This is a genomic window from Dietzia sp. JS16-p6b (assembly GCF_003052165.1).
Lineage (GTDB): Bacteria > Actinomycetota > Actinomycetes > Mycobacteriales > Mycobacteriaceae > Dietzia.
In genome coordinates this window covers 3,530,028-3,555,763 of record NZ_CP024869.1, presented here as the reverse complement: position 1 = coordinate 3,555,763, position 25,736 = coordinate 3,530,028, and the positions used below count along the sequence as shown (strand labels likewise).

At 70.3% G+C, this 25,736-nt stretch carries 23 protein-coding genes, 1 pseudogene and 1 riboswitch; of the genes and pseudogenes, 14 read left to right on the top strand and 10 right to left on the bottom strand.

Annotated features, from left to right (window positions below; genetic code table 11):
- The first annotated feature begins 95 nt into the window (after positions 1–95).
- Positions 96–425, top strand: a complete 330-nt coding sequence (locus CT688_RS16445; protein ID WP_107757773.1) for a hypothetical protein — start codon at positions 96–98, stop codon at positions 423–425.
- A gap of 91 nt (positions 426–516) precedes the next feature.
- Here CT688_RS16445 and CT688_RS16440 read toward each other — a convergent pair whose 3' ends face one another.
- Positions 517–1,785: a reverse transcriptase family protein gene (locus CT688_RS16440; protein ID WP_107757772.1), complete on the bottom strand. Its 1,269-nt coding sequence runs from the start codon at positions 1,783–1,785 to the stop codon at positions 517–519.
- A gap of 14 nt (positions 1,786–1,799) precedes the next feature.
- On the opposite strand from CT688_RS16440, the gene CT688_RS17400 reads away from it, so the two are divergent.
- A complete protein-coding gene (locus CT688_RS17400; RefSeq protein ID WP_156607304.1) occupies positions 1,800–1,940 on the top strand; it encodes a hypothetical protein in 141 nt (46 codons plus the stop codon).
- A gap of 117 nt (positions 1,941–2,057) precedes the next feature.
- On the opposite strand, the gene CT688_RS16435 is transcribed toward CT688_RS17400, so the two are convergent.
- The 3 genes and pseudogenes from CT688_RS16435 to CT688_RS16425 all read right to left on the bottom strand — a co-directional run bounded on the left by CT688_RS16435 (position 2,058) and on the right by CT688_RS16425 (position 5,020).
- Entirely contained in the window at positions 2,058–3,458 is a 1,401-nt protein-coding gene (locus tag CT688_RS16435) for an LLM class flavin-dependent oxidoreductase (RefSeq protein WP_107757771.1), read from the bottom strand.
- Positions 3,459–3,513: 55 nt separating this feature from the next.
- A riboswitch (TPP riboswitch) is annotated at positions 3,514–3,607 on the bottom strand.
- A gap of 162 nt (positions 3,608–3,769) precedes the next feature.
- Positions 3,770–4,417 (bottom strand): annotated as a pseudogene (locus CT688_RS16430) (NAD(P)H-dependent oxidoreductase); the annotation flags it as partial.
- A gap of 15 nt (positions 4,418–4,432) precedes the next feature.
- Positions 4,433–5,020 carry a TetR/AcrR family transcriptional regulator gene (locus tag CT688_RS16425; protein ID WP_231750407.1) on the bottom strand — a complete coding sequence of 196 codons (588 nt, stop codon included), beginning with the start codon at positions 5,018–5,020 and terminating at the stop codon, positions 4,433–4,435.
- Positions 5,021–5,140: 120 nt separating this feature from the next.
- On the opposite strand from CT688_RS16425, the gene CT688_RS16420 reads away from it, so the two are divergent.
- The 4 genes from CT688_RS16420 to efeB all read left to right on the top strand — a co-directional run bounded on the left by CT688_RS16420 (position 5,141) and on the right by efeB (position 9,434).
- Complete coding sequence (locus tag CT688_RS16420; protein ID WP_107758284.1) at positions 5,141–5,794, top strand: class I SAM-dependent methyltransferase; 654 nt, start codon at positions 5,141–5,143, stop codon at positions 5,792–5,794.
- Positions 5,795–5,903: 109 nt separating this feature from the next.
- Entirely contained in the window at positions 5,904–6,857 is a 954-nt protein-coding gene (gene efeU / locus CT688_RS16415; protein ID WP_107757770.1) for an iron uptake transporter permease EfeU, read from the top strand.
- Complete coding sequence (efeO, locus tag CT688_RS16410) at positions 6,854–8,044, top strand: iron uptake system protein EfeO (RefSeq protein ID WP_231750406.1); 1,191 nt, start codon at positions 6,854–6,856, stop codon at positions 8,042–8,044. The genes efeU and efeO overlap by 4 nt, the downstream gene beginning before the upstream one ends.
- 1 nt (position 8,045) lies before the next feature.
- The gene (gene efeB, locus CT688_RS16405) at positions 8,046–9,434 is read left to right on the top strand and encodes an iron uptake transporter deferrochelatase/peroxidase subunit (RefSeq protein WP_107757769.1); all 1,389 of its coding nucleotides are present in this window, start codon (positions 8,046–8,048) and stop codon (positions 9,432–9,434) included.
- Positions 9,435–9,472: 38 nt separating this feature from the next.
- Here the strand turns inward: efeB and CT688_RS16400 are convergent, their stop codons facing one another.
- Complete coding sequence (locus CT688_RS16400; RefSeq protein WP_107757768.1) at positions 9,473–10,327, bottom strand: NAD(P)H-binding protein; 855 nt, start codon at positions 10,325–10,327, stop codon at positions 9,473–9,475.
- Positions 10,328–10,466: 139 nt separating this feature from the next.
- On the opposite strand from CT688_RS16400, the gene CT688_RS16395 reads away from it, so the two are divergent.
- On the top strand, positions 10,467–10,844 hold the full coding sequence (locus CT688_RS16395; protein ID WP_107757767.1) for a helix-turn-helix domain-containing protein: 378 nt from the start codon (positions 10,467–10,469) through the stop codon (positions 10,842–10,844).
- A gap of 110 nt (positions 10,845–10,954) precedes the next feature.
- Here CT688_RS16395 and CT688_RS16390 read toward each other — a convergent pair whose 3' ends face one another.
- Positions 10,955–11,479 (bottom strand): TetR/AcrR family transcriptional regulator, encoded by a 525-nt coding sequence (locus tag CT688_RS16390; protein ID WP_107757766.1) that lies wholly within the window; start codon positions 11,477–11,479, stop codon positions 10,955–10,957.
- Positions 11,480–11,534: 55 nt separating this feature from the next.
- The gene (locus tag CT688_RS16385; protein WP_107757765.1) at positions 11,535–13,073 is read right to left on the bottom strand and encodes an MFS transporter; all 1,539 of its coding nucleotides are present in this window, start codon (positions 13,071–13,073) and stop codon (positions 11,535–11,537) included.
- Positions 13,074–13,284: 211 nt separating this feature from the next.
- Here CT688_RS16385 and erm point away from each other — a divergent pair, with 211 nt between their 5' ends.
- The 3 genes from erm (at position 13,285) to CT688_RS16370 (ending at position 15,421) form a co-directional block, all read left to right on the top strand.
- Positions 13,285–14,085, top strand: coding sequence for a 23S ribosomal RNA methyltransferase Erm (erm, locus tag CT688_RS16380; RefSeq protein ID WP_107757764.1), 801 nt, complete (start codon positions 13,285–13,287; stop codon positions 14,083–14,085).
- Positions 14,086–14,216: 131 nt separating this feature from the next.
- Positions 14,217–14,837: a GNAT family N-acetyltransferase gene (locus tag CT688_RS16375; protein ID WP_231750405.1), complete on the top strand. Its 621-nt coding sequence runs from the start codon at positions 14,217–14,219 to the stop codon at positions 14,835–14,837.
- Between the two features lie 2 nt (positions 14,838–14,839).
- A complete protein-coding gene (locus tag CT688_RS16370) occupies positions 14,840–15,421 on the top strand; it encodes a dihydrofolate reductase family protein (protein WP_107757762.1) in 582 nt (193 codons plus the stop codon).
- Position 15,422: 1 nt separating this feature from the next.
- Here the strand turns inward: CT688_RS16370 and CT688_RS16365 are convergent, their stop codons facing one another.
- Positions 15,423–17,741: a glycoside hydrolase family 3 C-terminal domain-containing protein gene (locus tag CT688_RS16365; protein WP_107757761.1), complete on the bottom strand. Its 2,319-nt coding sequence runs from the start codon at positions 17,739–17,741 to the stop codon at positions 15,423–15,425.
- 256 nt (positions 17,742–17,997) lie between these two features.
- Between CT688_RS16365 and CT688_RS16360 the strand changes: the two genes are divergently transcribed.
- Both CT688_RS16360 and CT688_RS16355 read left to right on the top strand, forming a co-directional pair.
- Positions 17,998–19,308 carry an MFS transporter gene (locus tag CT688_RS16360; protein ID WP_231750609.1) on the top strand — a complete coding sequence of 437 codons (1,311 nt, stop codon included), beginning with the start codon at positions 17,998–18,000 and terminating at the stop codon, positions 19,306–19,308.
- Positions 19,309–19,333: 25 nt separating this feature from the next.
- Positions 19,334–19,771 (top strand): hypothetical protein, encoded by a 438-nt coding sequence (locus tag CT688_RS16355; protein ID WP_107757759.1) that lies wholly within the window; start codon positions 19,334–19,336, stop codon positions 19,769–19,771.
- A 66-nt stretch (positions 19,772–19,837) separates the two neighbouring features.
- Here CT688_RS16355 and CT688_RS16350 read toward each other — a convergent pair whose 3' ends face one another.
- Together CT688_RS16350 and CT688_RS16345 are read right to left on the bottom strand one after the other, a co-directional pair.
- Positions 19,838–20,434 carry an HdeD family acid-resistance protein gene (locus CT688_RS16350; protein ID WP_107757758.1) on the bottom strand — a complete coding sequence of 199 codons (597 nt, stop codon included), beginning with the start codon at positions 20,432–20,434 and terminating at the stop codon, positions 19,838–19,840.
- Between the two features lie 97 nt (positions 20,435–20,531).
- Positions 20,532–21,452, bottom strand: coding sequence for a helix-turn-helix domain-containing protein (locus CT688_RS16345; protein WP_107757757.1), 921 nt, complete (start codon positions 21,450–21,452; stop codon positions 20,532–20,534).
- Positions 21,453–21,523: 71 nt separating this feature from the next.
- Here CT688_RS16345 and CT688_RS16340 point away from each other — a divergent pair, with 71 nt between their 5' ends.
- Positions 21,524–23,170 (top strand): proton-conducting transporter membrane subunit, encoded by a 1,647-nt coding sequence (locus CT688_RS16340; RefSeq protein ID WP_107757756.1) that lies wholly within the window; start codon positions 21,524–21,526, stop codon positions 23,168–23,170.
- The gene (locus CT688_RS16335; protein ID WP_107757755.1) at positions 23,167–25,716 is read left to right on the top strand and encodes a DUF2309 domain-containing protein; all 2,550 of its coding nucleotides are present in this window, start codon (positions 23,167–23,169) and stop codon (positions 25,714–25,716) included. The genes CT688_RS16340 and CT688_RS16335 overlap by 4 nt, the downstream gene beginning before the upstream one ends.
- Positions 25,717–25,736 lie beyond the last annotated feature (20 nt).

Below are 25,736 nucleotides of genomic sequence, written 5' to 3'. Positions count from 1 at the left end.
CCCGGAGGCATAGAGTGGCATCGTGAACCCGGAGATGGTCGTTGACGACGCGACCGGCGCGCACGTGGATACTGTCGGCACCCACCCCCGCGCCGATGTCTGACCTCTCTGAGCTGCGGCGGGACCTCGACGAGGCACAGGACCGTTTCGAGCAGTATCGGGCGTCCGTGACCACGATGTTCGACGAGCGCGCTGCCGGCGAGCTGTCGCGAGCCCTCGAGGTGGTCCTCCCCGACCTGGCCTTCTACGAAGGGCAGGCCGTCGCCGCGGCGGTGGCGCTCGAGTACCTCGCCGTCGACCCGTCCTGCGTGCCGAAGGTGCTCGCCGATGAGCTCGTGGAACAGCAGGCCGCGCGACGCAGTAGAGAGTTCCTGGCGGGTGTCGCCACGGTGCTCGCCCGAGTGAACCAGCACGTGCCGAGGTGAGCCCCAGCGGCGATCGTGCCCGCGGCAGCCTGATCCACGCGATATCGGGTGTCGCACGTCTGGGAGCGGTCGCACGACTGGAAGCAACGGTTCACATCGCCCAGTCGACCCGGTCCGCCATCCGCGTCAGGCGTTCTCGGCGGGTCGGATCGGTCGCTCCGATCCAGGCGATGAGCCCGAGGACGTGGGCGCGGAAGTCCGGGTGCCCGGAGTGATTCTGGGATGAGGCCCCGTGTAGTCGGGCGTTGTGCAGGAGGGCGCGCAGGGTGTCGTACTCGGCTCGGCTCACGCGGGGGCGGTCGTTGACCACCAGGCCGGCGAGGTTCTGCCGCTGATGCCGACGCATGATGCGCACCTTGCCCGCGTGAACGGTGAACCCCTCCGAGGCGATCACTCTGAGCACCACCCAGAGGGCGCGGTCTGCATCCATCGCGTCACCGGACAGCGCCAGGTCGTCTCCGTAGCGGGTGTAGGCCAGATCGTTGGCATCGGCGAAACCCTGAAGGCGCCGGTCCAGGGAGCGCATCACCAGGTTCGACAGATGTGGAGACGTCGGCGCTCCCTGGGGGAGGTGGCGTCCGCGCAGGTAGGCGGCGTGGGAGGCGGGCACGTCGGCGAGCTGGTCGGCGGGGGTCGCGGTGGTGCACAGGTGCGCCAACAGCCGGGCGATCGAGGACGGGTACCCGGCTCGTCGGAACACCTCCGCGATGCGCGGGGTGGTGATGCTCTCGAAGCAGTGACGCAGATCGACGCGCAGCACTGTTGCGGACCCGGAGTGTGGCCGGGCGAAAGCACTGGTAGAGGACCCGGGGATGAACCCCGTCGCGGCTGGGTGCGCGGGGATGCGCGACACCAGCAGTCGCAGGATCCGCCGCTGAGCCTCCCGCAGCCGCGGCTTGGGCGCCTCGATCAGCCGGACCCCGTCGCGCTTCTCGCGGGTCCAGACCCGGTAGTGGCGCAGGCGTGGAGGCGCCGTGCGCAGCCAGTTGCCGGGATCGGCGAACCAGTCGAGTTCTCCGGCCGTGAACCCGAGCCACCGGGCCACCTCGGCCTCCGAGTAGAGCTGCGGCAGCCCGTCGACGATGGTGGTACGAGGGGGCGGCTCCGGCAGGGGCACGGTCGTGGGTGCCCCCGCGGGCCGGGTCCACTCCGTCAGTACCTGGCGAAGCGCAGCGGCCGGGTGGCGGGGTTCGTCTGGATACCATGCGAGCAGGATCGGCAGGGCGTCCCGGGTGATCGCCTCCGGGAGGACGGAGTCGAGTGCGCGCCGGAGTTCGGGCCAGGTCCATCCGGTGTAGGTGCGGGAGAACCGGGCCGCGGCCTCACCGACCTCCTCCACGGTCAGGACGGGCGAGGTCATCGACCCTCGAGACGGTGGCTGGGCGGATCGTGGTCGACAACACGGTGGCCGTCGAGATGGTGGCCGACGGGCGAGGTGACCCGACGTTCGTCTCTGCGGTGCCGTCGCGCACGCGGAGCGTGCCGCACGGCGCCGGACGCAGTGTCTCGCTGTGATGTGCACCCAGGGGTTGCCCCTGAGACGGATCGGATCGATCCACCCTCACCTCGCCCGCCGCCCACGCGGGCCAGTCTGCCAGCTCGGGTCCTCACCGGGCGCGTGCTTCTCGCACCTCACCCTCGACGAAAAGCCGCCCCACGGTGTGACTCCGGCAGCCGGTCGCCGTCACCGAACATCCGGGCGCGGAGGGTGCCGGGTTCCGCTGCTCGCGGATACAGTCCGCGGTGCTGGAGCACAGGGATGAGGAACTCGACGACGTCCTCCCAGGTCCCGGGGTTGAGCGCATAGGCCAGGTTGAAGCCGTCGACATCCGTCTCCGCCATGAAGTGCTCCAGGGCGTCGGCCACGGTGTCCCCCGACCCCACCACCACGGGGCCGCCCGTCGCGTTGAACCGGGCGCTGTCGCGCAACGTCCACCGGCCGTCGGGGTCCGCGGCGCCCGAGAGGCTCGACACCGTGGTCTGGATGGCATCGGTGGCGACCGGGTCCAGCGGTGCGTCTAGATCCTCCCGGGAGAGGTCGATTCCCGACCAGCCCGAGTTGAGTACCAGATTCCCCGTCTCGGAGGCGTAGGAGAAGACGTCGCGATACTTCGCGGCGGCCGCCGCGTCGGTCTGGTCGACGACGATCGTGAGCAGCGCATAGACGCGTGCGGCGTCCCGCCCTCGCCCCGCCGCCTCCAGTCCCTCGCGGATCCGACCGACCTGCTCACGGGTCTGCGCGAGAGTCGGGGACGCGACGAAGATCGCCTCCGCGTTCTCGGTGGCGAAGCGGACTCCCCGCTCGGAGGCGCCGGCCTGATAGATGACCGGGGTCCGCTGTGCAGAGGGCTCCGACAGATGAATCCCCGGAACCGTGAAGTACGTCCCGTGGTGGTCGATCGGGTGCACCTTCGCCGGGTCGACGAAGGTGTCCCGCTCCGCGTCGAGCACCACCGCGTCGTCCTCCCAGGATCCCTCCCACAATTTGTAGAGGACCTCCAGGTACTCGTCCGCCCGGTCGTAGCGCTCATCGTGGGAGAGCTGGTCGTCCTGGCCCAGATTCCGCGCCGCGCTGGTGAGATACCCCGTGACCACGTTCCACCCCACCCGGCCCCGGGTGAGGTGATCGAGCGTCGACATCCGCCGGGCGAAGGTGTACGGGTGCTCGGCCGACGTGCTCGCGGTGATGCCGAAGCCGAGATGCTCCGTGACGGCCGCCATCGCGCTCACCAGCATCATCGGGTCGTTCATCGGGATCTTGGCCGCAGTCCGCAGGGCCGCATCGGCGCTACCGCCGTAGACGTCGTAGGGCCCGAGTGCGTCCGCGAGGAAGATGCCGTCGAACAGCCCCTCCTCCAGGAGCCGGGCCAGACGGGTCCAGTGCGTGAGGTCGCGATAGTCCCGGGAGCGGTCCGCGGGATGCCGCCAGAGCCCCGGGAGCTGGTGGCCCACCCCGTTGATGGCGAAGGCGTTGAAGCGGATCCTCCGTGGGTGCCGTGGCGCATCGTGAGGGGCGTGGTGTGGCGTGGTCATCGTTCTCCCGGCGCTGGTCGTGGAGGGGGACCACCTCACGAGTCCGAGCGGCCGGTGGACGCATCGACGACATCCCTACGCGAGTATGAACTCGATCAGGTTCGCTCGGGTGTGATCTCAGCCCGTGGCGGGCACCCCGTGTCACGGCTCAGCCTACTCGCGCCGCTGTGCGCGAGGTGGATGCCGAGGTCGGTGCGGCCGGGCAGAAGGTCCTCCCGTAGGGCGCGGGTACCGCGGTAATCCCCGTCCCGGAGGCGACGGAAAGCCGCGACGGGCTCGGTGTCGATACCGTCCAGCCGGGTGCGCAGCCGATGGGCCTGCGCCTCCACGTCCGCACCGGACAGCCCGTCGGCGTCGTAGACGACGTGCAGGTCCAGTACCTCGATCCCGGTGTACCAGAGGACCCCGTGGGTCACGGGGAAGAGCAGGGACTCGATATCGCCGCTCACGCCACGACGCCCTATCGAGCGCTCGTCCTCCCCGGCGGTCACCACGATGAGGGCCTTGCGACCGGCCAGCCCGCCGTCTCCGTAGCGACGGGGTACGCCGAGCTCGGGGTCGAGGTCGCCGTGGGCGAAACCGGTCGTCATCACCCGGTCGAACCATCCCTTCAGGATGGCCGGCGGCCCGTACCACCACAGCGGGAACTGGAAGACGACGAGCTCGGCCGCCGCGATCTTGGCCTGCTCGGCCCGGACGTCGTCGGGAAGGCGGCCCGCGGCGTAGGCGTCAGCGGACAGCTCGACGATCGATCTCGATCGGCCCTCCGGCTCGCCGAGGTCGCGATCGGACAACACGGGGTCGAAGCCCTGCTCGTACAGGTCCGAGGTCTCCACGGTGTACCGCGCGGACAGCGACTCGGTGCCGGTCCGGAAGAGGTGCTCGTTGAGAGAGCCCGGTCGAGGGTGGGCGTACACCCAGAGGGCCGTGCGGGGTTCGGGCGGGTGCGTGATGGTCATGAGCTGCCTTTCGATTCAGTCTCGGGACGTGACGGACACGATGACTCTGGTGAGCACCTCGTGGGCGTGGGTCGTGGTGATCGAGCCGGTGGTCGCGGCCCGGGCGAGGGAATCGCCGGCGCCGAGGATCGCGACCAGATCCGCGGCCTCTATCTCTCCGGCGAACGGGGTCAGCGCCCGGCGGTACTTGGCGAGGAACTGCTCCTCGGCCTCCTGGCGGACCTCGTCCAACGTCGGCGACCCGGCGAGTGCGGAGACGACGTCGGCCAACTCCCGGCCCTCGGCCACGCAGCAGTCGATGTACGCCGCTGCCACGACCTCCGCCACGTCATCGAGCTCGGTCCCTGCGCTCTCGAGCGCGGCGTCGAGTACCTCGTGCTGGCGGGCCTCGAACTCCCGGTACAGCTCGGCGAGCAGACCGCTCCTGTCGCCGAAGTGGTCGTAGACCACCGGTTTGGTGACACCTGCGCGCTGCGCCACCCGTCCGAGGGTGAGGGTGTCGGTCCCCGCCTCGCGAATGAGCGCTCGAGCCTCCGCGAGGAGCTGGGCGCGGCGCTCCTCTCTGGACATCCGACGGCGCGCGGTCGCTCGTGCATCGGTCATGACAGCTCCTCAACAGAGTGGTTACCATCCGTAGGTTACCAAGAGTAGCCTGCTCGATCGCATCGCGCGACCCCGTTGCGGGCGGCGACCCGGCCGACCATCCTCGACCCCGTGGAGGACATGGCTGACCAACAGCACGAGGCGATCCGAGAGGCGTACTCGGCACGGGCGCTGGAGTACGCGGACCTCTTCGGGTCCATGGAGGCGACTCATCCCTCCGACCGGGCGCTGGTGGGCTCGTGGGCCGCCACCCTGACGGGACCAGTGCTCGATGTGGGATGTGGTCCCGGGCACTGGTCGGGCTTCCTGGCCGGGAACGGGGTGGAGGTCAGCGGCATCGACCCGGTTCGGCGGTTCGTCGACCTGGCTCGCCTCCGCCACCCGCATCTGCCCTTCGAGGTCGGTCGGTCGGACGCGCTCGACGTCCCGACGGGCTCCCTCGGCGGGGTGCTCTCCTGGTACTCGCTCATCCACCACCATCCGCGTCACATCCGGGTGTCGTTGGCGGAATTCGCGCGGGCGCTCCGGCCCGGTGGCAGCGTGGCGGTGGGCTTCTTCGAAGGAGTGGGAGGCCAATTCGACCACGCGGTCACGACCGCCTACCGATGGCCGGTGGCCGAACTCTGCCGGGAGCTGGTCGCGGTCGGATTCGAGGTGCTCGAGACGCACACCCGGACGGCGGGCACCCACAGGCCCCACGGCGCCATCGTGGCACGCAGGACGCGCGACCGATGTGTCCCGGGCCTTATTGCGCGTCGCCGGATCGAGGAGTAGAACTTCTTTCGCGGGAAGAGTAGGTAAGGCACTCCTAAGGCGCCGTCTCGATCTCGCCGCCGGACCGCGCCGTGCGACCCGGGGACCCCGATCAGAACCCAGGTCAGCCGTGTTCCTCGCCAACTTCCTCATCGCCCTCCGTGAAGGACTCGAGGCCGCCCTCATCGTGGGCGTCCTCGTCGCCTACCTCGTCAAGGTGGGCCGCCGGGATCTCCTCCCGCGGCTCTGGGCCGGCGTCGCAGTAGCGGCTCTGATCCCCTTGACCGCGGGCGCGTTCATGACCTGGGGCCCGTACACCATGACCTTCGCCGCCCAGGAGGTGCTGGGCGGCACCCTCAGTCTCCTCGCCGTGGCGCTGATCACCTGGATGGTCCTCTGGATGGGCAGGCACGCCGCCGATCAGAAGGCCGGACTGGAATCGTCGATGGCCGGCGCGGTGGACGGGAGCGGCCGCGGCATCGTGTGGATCGCACTGATCGCGGTCGGCCGGGAGTCACTCGAGACCGCGATGTTCGTCTGGGCCACGACCCGCTCCACCATGGCGACCTCCGCGGTGGTCCCCGCCGTCGCAGTGCTCTGCGGCCTCGCCGCCGCCGCTGTGCTCGGGGCGGGCGTCTACGCGGGGGCCGTGCGGATCGACATCGGTGCGTTCTTCCGCTGGAGCGGGGTCTTCCTCATCGTCGTGGCCGCGGGCATCGTCTCCTACGGCCTCGGCGACCTGCAGGAGGCCTCCGTTCTGCCCGGGTGGGGCGCCTGGGCCTACGACCTCTCCCACCTGGTGCCCACCTCCGGAATCGGGCTCGTCGTGTACACGCTCGCGGTGGCGATCGTGAACGTCAACCTCATGCCCACCTGGCTCCAGGTCCTCGGGTGGGCGGCCTACCTCGTCGTCGTCCTGCCCCTGTTCCTCCGCGCCTCACGGCGTCGGCCGCGCCGGGCTGCGGACGACGTCACGGGCTCCGTCGCGTCCTCAGGCTCCGTCACGTCATCAGGCGCTGTCACCTCCACAGAGGCTGACGCGCACCACACCCTTCCCGCCGACAAGAAAGCCATCACACCGTGAACCGCACCGTCTTCCGCACACCCGTCCTCGCGCTCCCGTTGGGCATCGGCGCCGCCATGGCGGTCCTCGCCGGGTGCACCGCCAACACCGCGTCCTCCGGGCCGGGCGGCGCGGAGCCCCTGGAGGTGACGATCAACGGCGCGCAGTGCGAGGTCTCGGCCGTGGAGGTCCCGTCGGGGACGGCCCGCTTCACGCTGGTCAACGCGGGAACCGAACCCAACGAGTTCGAGATCCTGGCCGACGACAAGCTCCGGATCGTGGGGGAGCGGGAGAATCTCGGCCCCGGAACGACCACCGACTTCACCGTCGTGCTCGAGCCCGGTACCTACTACACCGCCTGCAAGCCCAACATGGTCGGCGAGGTCACGGGCGTCGCGGAGTTCACCGTGACGGACTCCGGCGAGGAGATCGAGGTCTCCGAGGACGAGCAGGCCCTGCGTGACGAGGCGGTGGTGGCCTACACCGCCTACGTCCGGGATCAGGTCGGAGCTCTTCTCACGCGCACCGAGGAGTTCACCACCGCGTACACCGAGGGCGATCGCGACCTGGCCCGCTACCTGTACCCCCGGGCGCGCATGCACTACGAACGAATCGAGCCCACCGCCGAGGCCTTCGGCGACATCGACCCGGCGATCGACCTCCGTGAGGCCGACTCGCAGGAGCTGGGCGGCGAGTGGACCGGCTGGCACGTGCTCGAGAAGGACCTGTGGTTGCCCGCCGGGCAGCGCGCGCTCTCCCCGGAGGAGGGTCGGGAGATGGCCGATGCCCTGAACCGCGAGACCCGGAAGCTGTACGACCTGGTGTACGCCGAGGACTTCACGATCAGTCTCGACGAGATCTCCAACGGCGCCATCGCGCTGCTCGAGGAGGTGGCGACCACCAAGATCACGGGCGAGGAGGAGATCTTCTCGCACACGGACCTCTATGACATCCAGGCCAACCTCGAAGGGGCGTCGGTGGCCTTTGGAACGGTCCGCGACCTCGCCGAACAGAAGGACCCCGAGTTGGTCGCCGAGATCGACTCGCGTTTCGACTCCCTCGCCTCCACCCTCGACGGCTACCGCAGCGGAGACGACGGGTTCGTGCCGTTCACCGACCTCGACGCCGCCGAGCGCAAGCAGCTCTCGGATGCCGTCAACGCCCTGCGCCGGCCACTGGCGACGCTCACGGAGGTCGTGGTCGGCTGATATGGACGACAGAGACGTGCACGGGCCCTCCGGCCACCATCCCCCGGGCGGCGACGCGAACCCGGGCGGCGCCACAGACCCGGGCGGCGCCACAGACCCGGGAGGCACCGCGACCCGGGGGTTCACCCGCCGCGCGGTGCTGGTCGGCGGCCTCGCCGCGGGGGGCGTGGGAGCGGCGGCCGGGTTCGTCGGCGGGCGGGTGACGGCGGAAGGTCGCACCCCGGGCGCAGCCGCGGCCGCGGGCGAGCTGACCTACCCCTTCCGTGGCGACCACCAGCAGGGAGTCACCACCCCCGCCCAGCAACAGATGCACCTCACCGCGTTCGACGTGACGGCCCGCGACAGGGATTCGCTGATCGACCTGCTCACCGCATGGACCCGCGCAGCCGAGAACCTCACGGCCGGGCTGCCCGTCGACTCGATGCGGGTGTCCAAATCGGCGCCCCCCGACGACACCGGAGAAGCGTTCGACCTCGGCGCCTCCGGACTGACCATCACCATCGGCTTCGGCAAGACCCTGTTCCGGGACGCGCAGGGGCGCGACCGATTCGGTCTGGCCGACCGGCTACCCGCGCCGCTGGCCGAGGACATCCCGCGCATGGCGGCCGAGAAGATCGATGCCGCCCGCAGCGGGGGCGACCTCGTGGTGCAGGCCTGCGCCGAGGACCCGCTCGTGGCGCTGCACGCGATCCACAACCTCACCCGGATCGCGTTCGGCTGGGCCACCGTCCGGTGGACCCAACTCGGATACGGGCGGACCTCGTCCACCGGGGCGGGCCAGGCAACGCCGCGGAACCTCTTCGGCTTCAAGGACGGGACCGCGTCGCTGCGCGGGGACCAGGACGAACTGCTGCGCGATTTCGTCTGGGTGGGGCAGGACGACGACGCCGCGGACTGGATGGCAGGCGGGACCTACCTCTGCGCCCGCAAGATCCGCATGACCATGGAGGTGTGGGACGAACTCCCCCTGCGCGACCAGGAGAACGCAGTGGGCAGGGACAAGATCTCCGGGGCGCCGTTGTCCGGAGGGGACGAGTCCAGCGCCCCCGACTTCACCGCGCGCTCGGCGGGCGGCTCACCCGCCATCCCCGAGGCCAGCCACGTGGCGCTGATGCACCCCACCCGGAACGCGGGAGTGCACATGCTCCGGCGCGGTTACAACTACACCGACGGCTCCGACGAGTTGGGTCGCCTCGACGCCGGGCTGTTCTTCATCGCCTTCGTCCGCGACCCGCGTCGACACTTCACCCCTCTCCTCGCGCGCATGCAGTTCGACCTGCTCACCGAGTACTTGCAGCATCTGACGAGCTCCGTGTTCGCGATCCCCCCGGGGCTGAGGGACGGGCAGACCTATATCGGGCAGCAACTGTTCGAGCCGACCGCCGGGTAGGTCATACCCTCAGCCCCGGGGCACAGGCGACCGCGCGGTCAGGCCAGCGCCGCCTCGACGGCCTCGACGAGTGTCGTGGTGGGCCGGCCGAGGAGGGTGCTGAGGGTGCGGGAGTCGTCGAAGAGCTCGCCGGCCGAGACGCCCCGATCGGTATCGGCGAGAATCTCCGCGAACGGGGCGGGCACGCCGGCGGAGACCAGAAGGGCCGTGTACTCGTCCCGGGGCAGATCGGTGTAGGTCACATCCCGCCCGGCCCGCTCGGACAGGGCCGCGGCGTAGTCGGCCATCGTGAAGGCTGAGTCGCCCGCGAGCTCGTAGACCGTGCCCGCGCTGTCGTCGGCGAGCAGGGCGACCGCGGCGGCCTCAGCGTAGTCGGCCCGGGCCGCGGCGCTGATCCGTCCCGATCCGGCGGCGCCGAACACGCCCTGTTCCACCTGGGTGCGGGCCTGGTCGGTGTAGTTCTCGAGGTACCAGCCGTTGCGCAGCAGGACGTGGGGCACTCCCGCGTCCGCGAGGATGCGCTCGGTCTGCAGGTGCTCTGTCGCGAGACTCAGCGAGCTGGAGTCGGCACGGAGGATGCTGGTGTACGCCAGCAACTCGACGTCGTGCCGGGCCGCGGCCTCGATCACGGTGCGATGCTGGGCGGTCCGCTGGCCGACCATGCTGGACGACACCAGGAGCACCCGGTCGACACCCTCCAGTGCGGCGTCCACCGAGTTCGGGTCGTCGTAGTCGAGGCGGCGGGTCACCACGCCGCGGGCTGCGACGGCACTCAGCCGGCCGGTGTCGCGGGCGGTGGCGACGACGTCGCCGGGAGTCACGCCCCGGTCGAGCAGCGCGTCGACGACGAGGGCTCCGAGCTTCCCGGCGGCGCCGGTCACGAGGTAGGTCATGGGTCTTCTCCTGGGGTTCTGGGCACGGGGCTTCGGTCCGTGACCCGGTGGGCGTCAACGAGCTGACACCCACTGACAACCGACCCCGACGCCATACTGTTTCCGAAGTCGGGTACCCACTTTCAAGTAAGGTACTGGCATGAAAGTGAGTCAGGGGCCGGTCAGACTGGCGTCGGCCTTCGGCGAGGGCGTCTACACCGAGAACTGCCCGACCCGGGCAGCACTGAGCCGGGTGACCAGCAGATGGGCGCCACTGCTGCTGGCGGCATTGTCCGACGACGAGCCACTGCGGTGGAACGAACTGCGCCACCGCGCCTCCGGGATCACGGACAAGATGCTGTCCCAGACCCTCCGCGTCCTCGAGGCCGACGGATATGTCCACCGGGAGGCGAGGCCGGTCGTACCGCCGCACGTCGAGTACTCGTTGACGCCCGACGGCGTCGCGCTCACCGCGCGTCTTCTGGATCTGATGACCTTCGTGTCGACCAGGGAACTCGGCACCGCCGACGAACCCTGACGACCGCTGACGCCCGCTGGCGGCACTGTCCGACGGCGAGCCGCCGGGGCGGCGGCGATCGGCGCATCGACGATCGGGGAGAGGCGTCTGCGATCGATCCGTGACAGGCCTCACCCCGCCAGTCTGATGATCTCCTCGACGACCCGCGCGCGTACCGCCGGGTCGAGCTTCTGCGTTTCCAGCGATTCGTACAGCCACAGCCCGTCCGCGGCGAGCCGGGCGATGAAGGTCATCACGTCGTCGTCCACGGCCGCGGGGGCGTCCGGGACCCACCGGTTGTAGACGCGCTCCCAGATCGCGTTGGTGGCGGGATTCTCCACCGCCTCCAACATCAGTAAGAGTTCCGCGCGGTCGGGGAACTGCGAGGCGCGGACGAAGGCGGCGAACCGGGCGTCGTCGTCGACCTCTGCGGCCGGCCCTCCCGCCTCGGACTCCATGCATTGTTCCCACCGCCCGGCCACGTGGGCGTGCAGTCCCCGGAGGAGGTCGTCGCGCGAGGGGAAGTGATAGAGCAGGCCCCCCTTGGTGAGGCCGGATTCCGCCGCGAGGGACTCGAACGTCAGGGCGGTGACGCCGTCGCGCTGGATGAGGCGCTTGGCCGCCTCGAGGATGGTGTCGCGTTTGGACTGTCGCATGGGACCTGCTCCCGGATCGTGGTGTGTGGGTGGTCGGGGGCTGTCGTGGGCCTGTTCAGTGATTGTTCGGGTAGAGCTGCGAGGGCGTGCCCGGGGTGTAGTTCCGCAGCAGCACCGCCGACGCCACGGCGCCGATCACCATCACGGCCGCCACCGCCGTCAGCACGGACAGGAACGCCGCGTCGAACGACTCGCCGGCCGCCGCCACGACCTGCGCGTCCCGGGATGCCAACGCCGCGGCGGGCGGCAGGTCCCCCCAGCCCTGGGACCCTGCCGGCAGCTCGATCGCCCTCGCGTAGACCAGGGTCAGCAGCGAGCCCATGGTGGCCACGCCGACTAGCCCGCCGAACTCGTAGGACACCTCCTCCAGGGAGGCGGCCATGCCCGCGCGGCGCGGGGGAACGTTGCCCATGATGGCTGTCGACGCCACCGACATCGAGGCACCGAGCCCGGCGCCGATGACGACCATCCCGACCACCAGCAACGCCAACGAGTCCTGTGCGGCCGCGAGGACGGTGATGACCGATCCCACGGCCGCCGCGGCGATCCCCCCGCCGATGAGCACCAGCAGACCGACGCGGTGCAGCACGGCGCCGCCGAACAGGGCGAAGGGGAGCGAGGCGACCGCGAGCACGCTCACCACGAGACCGCTCTGGAGGGGGCTGAACCCCTCGACCAGCTGGTAGCGCTGGGTGATGACCAGTTGCAGTCCGACGATGGCGAACACGCTGACCCCCGCGGCCACCACGCCTCCGCTGAAGCCGCGGTTGCGGAAGATCGAGAAGTCCACCAGGGGCTCGGTGTGAGTCGCCAGTCGCCGTTGGCGCCGGGCGAAGACGGTGAGGGTGACGACGGCGACCACCGTGGCGGCTGCCGCCAGTGTCCGGTCCGCATCCGCCTCGGCCCAGGTCTTGACGGCCAGCACCGCCGCGGCCATGCCGACCAGGGCCTGAGCCGAGGAGAGGGCGTCCCAGCGCCGGGCGGGGTTGGTGATGTTGGGTGGCCCGACGACGAGCATGACCGCGCTGGCGAGCAGGACGATGGGGACGTTGAGGAGGAATACCGACCCCCACCAGAAGTGCTCGAGCAACACACCGGACACGATGGGTCCCAGGGCCATGCCCACGGTCGCGATCGCCGCCCAGACGCCGATGGCGAGATTGCGCTCGCGCTCGTGGGAGAAGCTGAGGCGGATGAGCGCGAGGGTCGCCGGCATCATGGCCGCCGCACCCACGCCCAGGAGGGCGCGGGCGGCGATCAGCGTCCACGCCGTCGGCGCGAAGGCCGCCACGAGTGAGGCGGCGCCGAAGACGAGAAGGCCCACCTGGAAGATGCGCTTATGTCCCACGCGGTCCCCCAGGGCACCCGAGCCCAGCAGGAGCCCGGCCATCAACAACGGGTACGCGTTGATCATCCACAACTGTTGAGAGCTGCTCGCCCCCAGCTCTCTGGTCAACGTCGGCAGCGCCGTGTAGAGGATCGTGTTGTCCAGGGCGATCAGCAGCAGAGACGAGGAGACGACGCCCAGGACGGTCCAGCGCTGCCACGGAGGCAGGGAGGTGTCCGGTGTCGTCGACGAGGGCGCGGAGTGCATCCCTAAACTGTACCGTACGGTTGGTACAGTTTCGAACGGCGAGCGCGGGTGGTCGGCTACACTCCCAGACATGACGTGCTTCGCCACAGTGATCCGGGACCGTCGCATCTAGCGGCGGATCCCCTCCTGTAGGACGCTTCCGCCGCTCCGCGGTCCAGCCGGGCGGCGCTCTCGCATGCCCGGGCACTTCCTCTTTCCGGAGCGTCCACACATGCCCACCTATCGGGGCGGCCGACACGAGCACGGCCAGAACTTCCTCACCGACACCACCGTCGTCGACGCGATCATCGACATCGTCGACGACACCTCGGGGCCGATCATCGAGATCGGGCCCGGCCGGGGTGCGCTGACCAGACCGTTGCAGACACTGGGGCGCCCGTTGACCGCGGTGGAGATCGACGCCCGAAGGGTCGAACACCTCCGGCGTGCGCTCACCGCCGGCGTGGATCTGGTCCACGCGGATATCGTGCGGTGGCCGCTGCCCGCCACGCCGCATGTGGTGGTGGGCAATCTCCCCTTCCACCTCACCACCGAGATCCTCCGAAAGCTGCTCCGCTCCACCTCGACGACGACCGCGGTCCTGCTGGTCCAGTGGGAGGTCGCGCGGCGGCGCGCCGGGGTCGGGGGAGCGACCATGATGACCGCCCAGTGGTGGCCGTGGATCGACTTCACCCTGCACCGCCGCGTCTCCCGCCGGGCCTTCCGTCCGGAACCGACCGTCGACGGGGCGGTGCTCGTCCTGGCCCGGAGGCCCCGTCCTCTCCTGCCGGACCGGGATCGGAGCGAGTACCGCCGATTCGTGCACGCCGTCTTCACCGGCCGAGGCCGAGGCCTCATCGCGATCCTGGCCTCGGTGGTGCCCGCGCGGCGACGTCCGGCGGTCCGCGGAGCCCTCGCCCGGGCCGGTGTGTCCCCGGGAGCCCTGCCCAAGGACCTCACCGCGCGGCAGTGGGTGGCGCTCTACACGGCCCTGGGGCGGCGGGGGCCGGACGCGTCCCGGTCCGGGAGGTGATCCACCGGTCGCGCTCGTCCGGGCGAATCCTGTCGGCGCTCTGTGGGCGGGTACTAGTGTCAGATCCGAGGACCGGGCACCGGCATCCCAGCCCGCCGGAGCGCCAGACACCTCGGACAAGGATGGCCTCGATGGCACCTCGCAGTGGGAACGCAGCGATGATCGAGGTGCGTCCGGCGGACAGGTTCGATGACGTGGCGGTACTGCTGGGCCCCAAGAAGAACCCGGATGCCACCGTGTGTTGGTGCCTGAGCCACCGACTGGATTCCGGGACCAACACCTCCCTGCTGGGGCCCGCCCGTGGCGAGTTCGTCCGCGACCTGTGCTCGCGGGAGGTCGCCCCGGGAGTGCTCGCCTATCTCGGATCCGAACCCGTGGGATGGGCGGGAGTCGCGCCGCGCCGCGATCTCCCTATCGCGCGGTCCCGGGTGGTACCGACCGTCGACACGCAACCCGTGTGGTCGATCTTCTGCGTCCGCGTCCGCCCCGGGTACCGGGGCCGGGGGATCGCACGCGAGTTGGTCGAGGGCGCGGTCGAGTTCGCGCGTGATCACGGTGCGCCCGCCGTCGAGGCGGTGCCCGTGGACAACGGTGCGGAGAAGGTCAATCTGACGATGGCATTCGTGGGGTTCCGCTCCCTGTTCGAGGAGGCGGGATTCGTCAAGGTCGCCGATACCACCTCGGTGGCGGGGGGCTTTCCCCGGATCGTCATGAGGCGCCAGATCATCCGAGAACCGATCCGCGGAGAGTGACCATGGGAACGCTGAGTTACACCGCCACCATCTCCATCGACGGATACGCCGCCGACGCGAACGGAGACTTCGCCTGGACCGCGCCGGGCGGGGACGTCTTCAGGTTTCACGTGGAACGAATGGGGTCGATATCGCACGAGATCCTGGGGCGTAACACCTACCAGTTGATGACCTACTGGCAGGCCGAACCCGAGGACGCTTCCTGGAGCCCGGACGAGCACGAGTTCGCCCGTCGGTGGCAGGACCTCACACACATCGCCGTGTCGGAGACCATGGCCGAGGCGGACCTGCTCTCCGCCCGGGATCTCCTGCTGCCGCGTCTCGATCCCGCCCGGCTCCGAGAGATCGTCGACGGCGCGGCGGGCGAGGTCGAGATATTCGGGCCCACCACCGCGAGCGAGGCGATCAGCGCCGGGATGGTCGACGACTTCCGGTTCTTCGTCGTCCCCAGGGTGGTCGGTGGGGGCCTGCGCGCGCTGCCGCCGGGCGCCGAACTCGACCTGGAGTTGGTCGAACATCGCGTCTTCGACAGCGGCACCGTGCTCTTGCATTACAGGCGTCGAGCGACCGGCCGGAGCACCTAGTTCACCGGTGGATCCGGGCGAGCTGCTCGGCGATCCCCGCCACCGCCTGCCGGTCCAGGCCCAGGAACCCGGAGAGCATCCGACCCACGGGGATGGACCCCACCAGGTCCTCGATCGAGGCCCCCACTGCGCCGCTCGCGTCGCCGGCATTCGCGGCGAGCGGGCGGAATACCTCGTCGAGGATCAGTCGTGCGTCGGGGTCCGCCATCGCCTCGGCGATGGTGGACTCGAGGTCGATCCGGACCGGGCGTGGATCGCCGGTGATCGGCACGGTGACCTCGACCCGGATGTCCCTACTGGACGCGGCGGCGGCGAAGACGTACCCGCCCCCTTCCACCAGCCACCTCCCGGCCGGCTCGTCCCAGTACGCCAGGTCACGGCGTTCGACAGCCACCTCCAGGACCCCGCTCTGCCCGGGATCGAGATCGATGTGCCCGAATCCCACGAGCTCCCTCGGCGCCCGCCTGCGCACCGACGCCGGGAGCGAGGAGTAGATCTGGACGATCTCGCGGCCCCGGACCGGGCCGGTGTTGTGGACCTCCACCCGTGCCGTCCACTCCTCGGTGCGTATCGCCTCGGCCCGCACTCCGTCGCCTCGTTGTCCTTCGTCCCCGGCGACGACGGACAGGGACCGGTACTCGAACCGCGTGTAGGACAGGCCGTGGCCGAACGGGAAGCGCACCTCGCGACGCCGGTGGCCGTATCCGCGGTAGCCGACGAAGATTCCTTCGCCGTACCGCAGGTGCGAGTCCTCGGCAGGGAAGTTGTCCCAGCTGGGAGCGTCCTCGATGCGGAGCGGGACCGTCTCGGCCAGTCGCCCGGACGGGGAGGCGTGACCGTAGAGCACTCTCGCGAGCGCCCGGCCACCGCCCTGTCCCAACAGCGCCCCGGACAGAATCGCGGTGGCGTGGGGAACCACGGGGGCCAGGTCCACCACGGATCCGGCCGACAGGATCACCACGATCCGGTCCCGCACAGCCGCGACCGCGTCGAGGAGCCGGAGCTGGTCACCGGGCAGATCGATGTGCGGGCGATCCACCCCCTCCGACTCCTGGTCGTCGGTCAGCCCGAGCATGAGGACGGCCACCTCGGCGTCGGATGCCACAGCGACCGCCTCGGCGAGGAGGCGGCCGGCGTCGTCACCCGCCCCGAAACCCGCGGCGTAGGTGACGCGGTCGTCCCCGGCGATCCGGCGGATCTCCGTCAGGGGCACGTCGACCCGGGTGGGGGAGACGCGGGAGCTGCCACCGCCCTGGATGCGCGGCTCGCGGGCGAACGCGCCGATCACCGCGACGCCGGTGCCCGGGGAGAGCGGGAGCAGGCCGTCGTCGTTGGCCAGCAGCACGATCGAGGCCTCCGCCGCCTCCCGTGCGAGCTCGTGGTGAGTGTCGGTGTCCACCTCCACCGGCTGGCCCTCGCGATCCTGCGAGGCATGCCGTCCGTCGCGGGCGCGGATCGCCAACCGCGCCACGGCGGTGGCGGCCCGCCCGACATGGGCCCGGTCGAGCTCGCCCTGCCGGGCGGCGCGGACCACGTCGGCGTCGTCGAGGTCGGCGGGCCCGGGCATCTGCAGGTCCAGCCCCGCGCGTACGGAGGCCACCCGGTCCGCCACGGCCCCCCAGTCGCTGATGACGGCCCCGTCGAATCCCCATTCGTCGCGCAGAAGGTCGGTGAGAAGCCACCGGTTCTCCGAGGCGTACACACCGTTGATCCTGTTGTACGCCGTCATCACGGACCACGGCCGTGCGTCCCGCACCACGCGTTCGAAGGCCCGCAGGTAGATCTCCCGTAACGGCCGCGGGTCGACGTCGGAGCTCGCCCGCATGCGGTCGTGCTCGGAGTTGTTCGCGGCGAAGTGCTTGACCGAGGCTCCGACGCCTCCCGCCTGCAGGCCGCGGACGAGTTGCGTCGCCATGACCCCGGTGAGGTGGGGGTCCTCGCTGAAGTACTCGAAGTTGCGGCCGGCCCGCGGGTCGCGCTTGATGTTGATCCCCGGACCGAGCAGAACCCCCACCCCGACGGCCAGCGCCTCGGTGGCCAGCGCGGCCCCGATCCGGCGGGCCAGGTCGGGATCCCAGCTCTGCGCCAGCCCCGACGCCGGGGGGAAACACGTGGCCGGGTCGCTCTCGGCGAGTCCGAGATGGTCCGAGGCCCCGGACTGGAACCGCACCCCGTGTGGCCCGTCGGTCAGGACGAGTGCGGGCACCCCGGCCAGCTCCTCGGTGCGCCAGAACGAGGCGCCGCTCCCCAGCGCCGCCTGCTGGTCGAGATCAAGACCGAGGTCGGGGTCGGTCGGTGCCGACCCGGTGTCTGATGTCATGTGGTGGACCCGTCCTGGAGTGTCGTTCTCTTGTAGCACGCGCCCGTGCCTCGTCACCGTCGTACGCCCACCGCGGTGGGGGTGACGCGGGGCCCGGTTTCTGTACGATGCCCCGGTGATCGCCTCGCCCCACCCCGAGAACAGCAGCGGCCCCACCGATACGGCGGCGGATCCGGCCGGCCGGACCGACGCGACCGGTGCGTCGTCGGTTCCGACCGACCCGACCGACCCGACCGGGACGGTCCCCCGGCGCCGGATCATCTTCGCCTCGCTCATCGGCACGACCATCGAGTTCTACGACTTCTACATCTTCGCCACCGCCGCGGTCTCGGTCTTCCCTCTGCTCTTCTTCCACGGCGGCGACTCGGGCGCCGCTCTGCTCGCCTCCATGGCGACCTTCGGGACCGCGTTCGTCGCCCGACCGCTGGGCTCGGTGATCTTCGGCCACTACGGGGACCGGCTCGGGCGCAAGGTCACCCTCGTGGGGGCCTTGCTCACCATGGGGATCGCCACGTTCCTCATCGGACTGCTGCCGACCATCCACCAGATCGGGTTGTGGGCCCCGGCGATGCTCACCATCCTGCGCTTCTTCCAGGGCATCGGACTGGGCGGCGAGTGGTCGGGCGCGGCTCTTCTGGCCTCCGAGACCGCGCAACCCGGCAAGCGGGCTTTCGCCGCGATGTGGCCGCAGCTGGGTGCGCCGTTCGGATTCATCCTGGCCAACGGACTGTTCCTGGTGTTGACCACCTGGTTCGCCTACGACTCCACACACAGCGACCTGGCCGATCCGTTCCTGGTGTGGGGCTGGCGCCTGCCGTTCCTGCTGTCGATCGTCATGGTGGCAGTCGGCCTCTACGTCCGTCTCCGCATCGAGGAGACGCCGGTCTTCGCCCGGGCCATCGCGGACGACCAGCGGGTCAAGACGCCGGTGTCGGAGGTCTTCCGCAGGAGCTGGCGGGAGATCATCCTCGGCACCTTCATCATGCTGGCCACCTACGGCCTGTTCTACCTGATGACCACGTGGATCCTGTCCTTCGCGATCGGCGGGGAGGGCACCGGCGGGCTGGGGTACGGGTACCGGCCGTTCCTCACCCTGCAGGTGCTCGCGATCATCCTGTTCGCCGTGTTCGTGCCGGTGGCGGGGCTCCTGGCCGACGCGCTGGGGCGGCGACGCATGCTCATCGGGGTCACCCTCGCGATCATCGCCTTCGGGCTCAGCTTCGGCTGGTGGCTGGATCCCGAGGCGATCGGGACCGGTGACGACCTCGACGTGACCCGGATGCTGCTCTTCCTCTGCGTGGGGATGATGCTCATGGGGCTGACCTTCGGGCCGATGTCGGCCGTACTCCCGGAGCTGTTCCCCACCAACACCCGGTACACCGGCTCGGGGGTCGCGTACAACTTCTCGGCCATCCTCGGTGCCGCCCTGACCCCGTTCGTCGCGGTGTGGCTCGTGCAGAACTACTCGGTCGCCTACGTCGGGTACTACCTGGCGGGGCTGTCGGTGCTGACCATCATCTCGCTCGTCCTGGCCCCCGAGACCAGTAAGAAGTCCCTGTATTCGTGACCTGCCGGCCACTAGAATGGGGGGTATGAACGCGGTCTCCAGGCTCCTTCTCGGGCTGTTGGTCTTCAACGGGGTCACCGCGGCCGGCGGTGGGCTCGCGCTCATGGTCGGGGTGATCCCCGACGAGCCCTCGTGGATCGAGCACACCGACTTCCCCACCGTCTATTTCGCCGGCGTGATCCTGCTCGCGATCGTCGGGGGCAGCGCGCTGTTCGCCGCGACGGCGTTGCTCAAGCGGAGCCCGGGATGGCAGGCCGCCAGCCTCCTGTCCGGCTGGATCATGGTGGTGTGGATCGCCGCGGAGATCGCCTCGATTCGCGGCTTCCACTTCTTGCAGGTGGTCTACGTGGTCACCGGTGTCGCGGTGATCTGGTGCACCCCGACCGCTCCGTCCTCGACCACGTCGCCCCCGGCCTCCGTGTCGCCAGCCGCCCGGCAGCGGTCCTCGGAGACGGGCGGGTGAGATCGGCGACCGGGTCCGCGGTCGCCGTGGAGACCGCGGACCCCGTCGGCGCGTGGCTGTGTGCGCTCAGCGCGATCCCCCGTGGGACAGCGCGCGGAAGACGTTGAGCGCCCCGAGCACGACGAGGGAGATCCCCAGGAGCCACCACAGGAAGCCGGCGCCCCACACCGGGGTGCTCAACAGGGAGACTCCCGCGAGGACCGAGATGATCGCGAACACGATCGTCACTCCCTTCGCGCCGGACTCGCCGAGGGTGAACAGAGCGGTGAAGCCCTCGATGATCCACATGACGCCGATCATCACGGTGATGAAGATGGCGAGAAAGGCCGCGGATTCCTGCAGTGAGACAAAAGCGAAGGCGCCGGCGATGACCCACAGCAGGCCGAGCAGGACGTGACCGACCCGACTGCCCGTCCCGTGGTTCTTGGCGAGCAGGCCGACCGAGGCGTACACGACCCCGCCGACGATGGCGTAGAAGGCGAGCACGCCGGTGATGGCGACGGCGGTCTTCTCCGGCCAGACCAGGACGGCGATACCGAAGCCGATGGCCAGTAGGCCGCCGGTCAGCAGCGCGAGACGGACGCTCTTGGCGACCTGGGCAGCGGTGGTCTGGCCAGCTGTGGGGTGGGAGGCGGAGGGTTGGGAGGCGGTGGACGTGGACATTCTGGGTACCTCGCTCGAAAGAGGCGGACGACCGCAGGCGCGATCAGCGAAATTTAACGTAGCGCGGACGCGGCACCGGCGCCATGAGTTCTGTGAATCACGGGGGAGGCGGGACCCGGTGGAGAGGCGTCCCATGCGCGACCCCGCCCGGGTGGGCCGGCTCCCGCTCGTCACCGGCCGGGCCCGGTTCGATGACCGGACCTCGGAATCCGTGCTCATCGGAGACGAACCATCGTCCGGTCTCCACCTGTGGACAGATGGCTCCGAGCCGACGTAACTCCGAGGTGATGAGCGTCGGCGGGTGGTCTGCCGCGAAACAGGCGTAGAAGGTCGCCGGGAACGGAGCGTGCGGATGTCGGGAGGCGACGGAGGTCAGCGCGACTCGTCGCGCGTGGTCGGTGCCGGCGTCCCGCTGTGGTCGTGGTACGTCGATCCAGACCAGGGTCCACAGCCCTGACATCGAGACCGAGCTCCGAGCCGCCAGAGACGCCTCGCCCATGACCATGCGGGAGCGCCCGTCGTCGCCGGCGAATACCCAGACGCCCACCAGGGCGGTGTCGTGGGGGCTGGCGGGCGGTAGGACGCGTCGGAGATGGGCCATATAGGAGTTGGCGCCTCTCACCGCGGCGGCGAGATGGCGTGTGTCGCTGACCAACAGCACCGCCCACGCAGAGGTCGTGGCTGACCGTCGGGAGTCGAGTCGTGTGACCGGGGCCAGAGTCGGCCCGGGACCGGGGGGCCGGGTCGCCCGGGGGTAGACGTCGAGGACGGCGGCGTCCCGTCCGGTGGGCACGCGGGAGGCCACTCTCTCGTCCAGCCGGTATCGGCCGCTCGGGACCCCGGGGTCGAGCGTGAGGTATCCCGCACCCTCGAGATCTCCGACTATTCGCCGGACTTCCGGTTCGGGTATGCCGACCCGGTCAGCGATCTCGTGGACCCGCAGGTGGTCGACGCGGGCGATGCACATCAGCACCCGCGCATGACTGGTGAGAAAAGACCACTCCGACACGGTTCTCATGCTACATAACACGATTCTAAATTCGTGCTGTTGAATACGCGTCTTGAGTGTCGTATAACAGACGTGTCCGGATGCACGAGGTCGCGGTGACGAGTGAGCGGCGGTTCGAGCCGCCGGAAGGGGGGACGGTGAACGTCCTGCTGGTGGTGTCGGTGCTGTGTCCTGTGGTGACCTGTCTGGCCGGACGCGCGGGGCGGCGCGCGGGCCGAATCGCTGTGGCGGCCACCGCCCTCGCCACCGCGGCAGCGGTGGTCGTCGCCGTCGTCGTGACACTCGACGGCCCGGTGTCCGCGGTCATCACCACCGGGTCGACCGAGTCGGTGGTGATCGGGTTCACCGCCGACCGGGTCTCGATCCTGCTGTTGCTCCTGGTGCTCGGGGTGAGCGCCGTGGTGCAGGCCTTCTCCCGCCGGTATCTGCGGGGCGATCCCCGGGCGGGTCGCTTCGCCGGCGGGACCGCGGCGATCACCACCGCCACGGCGGCGATGGTGACGTCGGCAACCCTGATAGGTCTGGCCCTGGCATGGTCGGCCATCGGTCTCGGGCTGTGGTGGCTGTTGTGGGTGTATCGCGCTGACGCCTGGGTGCCGCAGGCGGTCGCCCGAACGGCGCGCATGGTCGTCGTCGGCGACGTCGCTCTGTGGACGGCAGTGGTCGTGGCCACGGTGCACTGGGGAAACGTGGATCTGCGCACGCTCGATCTGCCCACGACGACCTCAGCGGAGGGGGCGGTGGTGGCGGTCATGCTCGTCGTGGCGGCTATCGCACGCTCGGCGCTCATACCGATGTCGGGGTGGCTGCCCGCCACCGTCGCCGCACCGACACCCCTCTCGGCCCTGTTGCACGCAGGCATCGTCAACGGGGGTGGGGTGCTGATGATCCGGGTGCATCCGATGATCGATTCCTCCGTGACCGCCATGCTCCTGGCCTTCGCCGCGGGAGCCCTCACCGCCGTCTACGGCACCGCCGTCATGTTGACCAGGCCCGACCTCAAGTCCGCACTGGCCTATTCCACGGTTGGACAGATGGGATTCATGGTGATGACCTGCGCACTCGGCGCCTACTCCGCGGCGTTGTTCCACCTGCTCGCCCACGGGATGTACAAGTCCACGCTCTTCCTCGGCTCCGGGTCCGCGGTGGCCGATCACCTCGCCGACCGAAGCGCGCCGCCGGCACCGGCCCTCCGACCCTCGGCGCGCCGGGCGTACGCGGCGGTAGCGGTCGTGGTCCCCGTGGTGGTTCTCGCGGCGGCACTGTGGCTCTGGCAGGCGGGACTGGGTATCGCCCACCAGGGCACCGCGGTGATCCTGGCCTTCGCCTGGGCTACGGGCACACGACTGATGTGGGGATGGACCCGCCGCGCGACCGGCCCGGGATCGGTCGTCACCTTCACCCTGGCCCTCGCCGCGGTGATGGTCGCTTACCTGGGGGCGTTGAAGGCACTCAGCTCTTTCGTCGACCCCACCCTGCAGGCCGCAGGCCCCGCCGCGTTGGCCGGTTGGACCCTGGTCCCGGTCTTCGCCGCGATGGCACTGCTCTCCGCCGTGCGGTTCGCACCGGTGCCGGGACTGGCCGACGTACGCAAGAACATCTACGTGGCGTCGCTGAGCGCCGGTGACCAGGGGCCGCGGCCGTTGCCGCTCCCGCCCCGGCCCGCCGGTGCCGAACCCCCCGCTCCCGCCCGCACGCTCGCTCCTGCCGTGAGAGGAGAATCATGACCACGCCCGCCGATCAGAGGGCCGTGGATCGCACACGGGTCCGCGCCGAGATCAGTGTGGCCGCCCGCGTGCTCACCCCCGTGTGGCCGCTGGGCAGCTTCATCGCCGTCAACCCGCTCGGCGGTCTGGAACATCGGCCCTTCCATGAGGCGCTCGTGGCGGCCGGGGATCTCTACGGCGCCGAGGGGACCCTCGGTGAATCGAGGTTCCGCGCCGCCCACGCCGCCGGTCGAATCACCAGCCACGACCTCCTCGAAGCACTCGAACGCCAGGTCCCCGAGGCGGTCCGTGCGGCACCGGTCGAGATCGCCGGCCGCGTCCGGACCCCTGCGGAGGTACTGACAGCGGACCTCCTCCATGGCTCGATCCCGCCGGCCCCGACCCGGCGGCTGCTCACCCGCAGCGAACGCACCTGTCCGCACACGGCCGCGGCGATCGACGCCCTCACCGCCAAGTGGTGCTCGGCCTTTCTCGACCCCGGGCAGGCCGCCTGGTCTCTCCCCGGCCGCGAACACGGGTTCTATCGGGCCTGGGCCGATCTCGCGGCCCGCGACACCACCCTGCCACCGGTGGCCCGCCGGAACCTCAGGGAGCTGCCCTCCGACCCGGCCGATGCGGTCACGACCGCGTTGCACCTGCTCGGTGTGGGGTACGGGGGCGAGCGGATCGCCTACCTGCGGGCGCATCTGACGCGGCTCCCGGGCTGGGCCGGGCACGTCCTGTGGCGTAGCAACTCCCCCGGCTCCGGGATCGACCTGGTCGACTACCTCGCGCTGCGGCTCAGCTACGAAGCCCATCTGCTCGACGCCTCCCGTGGTGTCCCCGATCTGGATCCGGCACCCGCACCGCGAGCGACGTCGAGGTCGGACCGGGCGCATCTCGCGGCCCGCGCCCTGGGCGCGATCGGTCGCAACGCAGACGAGGAGGCGGACGTCGCGCGGATCCTCGACCACATGCCCGTGGCGTCCCGGCCCCTCGTCTGGCTCGACGCCTACGAGACGAATTACCGGCGAGGCCTCCTGGCCCGGTTGCGCGATCCCGCGCCGTCCTCGACGTCCGACCGCGCCGAGGCGCAACTGGTGCTGTGCATCGATCCTCGCTCCGAGGGGCTCAGGCGGCATCTGGAGGGGCTGGGCGGGTACCGGACATTCGGGTTCGCGGGGTTCTTCGCCGTGGCCTGCCGCATCCACGGTCTGGCGAAGGGGGACCCCACCGTCTCGGCTCCCGCGCTGGTGACGCCTCAGATCGACTTGTACGAACAACCGGCACCGACCGCGCGGGGGGAGGCGCGGCGGACCCTGGCCGGACTGAACTCGCTCACGGCCACCACCGACGCGGTTCACACCGCCAAAGCGGACCTGGCGGCACCATTCGTCCTCGCGGAGATCCTCGGCTGGGCCAACGGGCCGGCCGCGGCCGCCAAGACCATCGCACCCCGCCACGTCCGGCGGTGGCGCGCCCGTGTCCGCGCCCGGATCGCGCCCGTCGCCCGCACCGTGATCGACACCGCGAGCTCACTGAGCCTGGACCAACGGGTGCAGATCGCTGAGACGGCACTGTCAGTCATGGGCCTGACCACCGATTTCGCGCGACTGGTGGTGCTCTGCGGACACGGGGCGTCCACCGAGAACAACCCCTACCATTCGGCGCTGACCTGCGGGGCGTGCGGCGGCAACGCCGGCGGGCCCAACGCCCGCGCGGCCGTGGACATCCTCAACGACCGGGGCGTCCGCGATGCGCTGTCCGGTCGCGGTATCGCCATCCCGGACGACACCTGGTTCGTCGCCGCCGAGCACGACACCACCACCGACCACGTCGTCGTTCTGGATCGCCACCAGATCCCCGAGTCGCACCGAGACGACCTGGAGCGGCTCGTCGGGGACCTGGCCGAGGCCGGCGAGCGCCTCGCGATCGAACGCTCCGCTCTTCTTCCGGGGGCGCCCGTGAGCCCGGAGCCGGGCGCGGCCGCGCGCCACGTCGACGCGCGGGGTGCGGACTGGGCCCAGGTCTACCCCGAGTGGGGCCTCGCCGGGAACGCGGCGATCATCATCGGGCCGCGGGCGGTCACGGAGGGCGTCGACCTCCGTCGTCGATGCTTCCTGCACTCCTACAACGCCGACGAGGACCCGTCCGGGAGCGCGCTGGAGACGATCCTCACCGCGCCCGTGGTGGTCGCACAGTGGATCAATTGCCAGTACTACTTCTCCACCGTCGCCCCCCGGACCTTCGGCGCCGGCACCAAGACCACCCACAACGTCGTCGGCGGGATCGGTGTGGTCACCGGCCCCGGCGGCGACCTGCGAACCGGTCTGCCCTGGCAGTCCGTGGCGGTCGGTGATCACCTCGCGCATGAACCCATGCGTTTACTGGTCCTCGTCCACGCACCGCACGAGCGCATAGACGCGATCCTGGCCCGTAACCCCGGGGTTCGGGACCTCGTCGACAACCACTGGATCACCCTGCTGGCCCGGAACGACCAGTCCCCCCGATGGCACCACCGCACCCGCGGTGGATGGACCCCGTATCCCACCGAGATCGGAGAATGACCATGACCCGAGCCAACCTC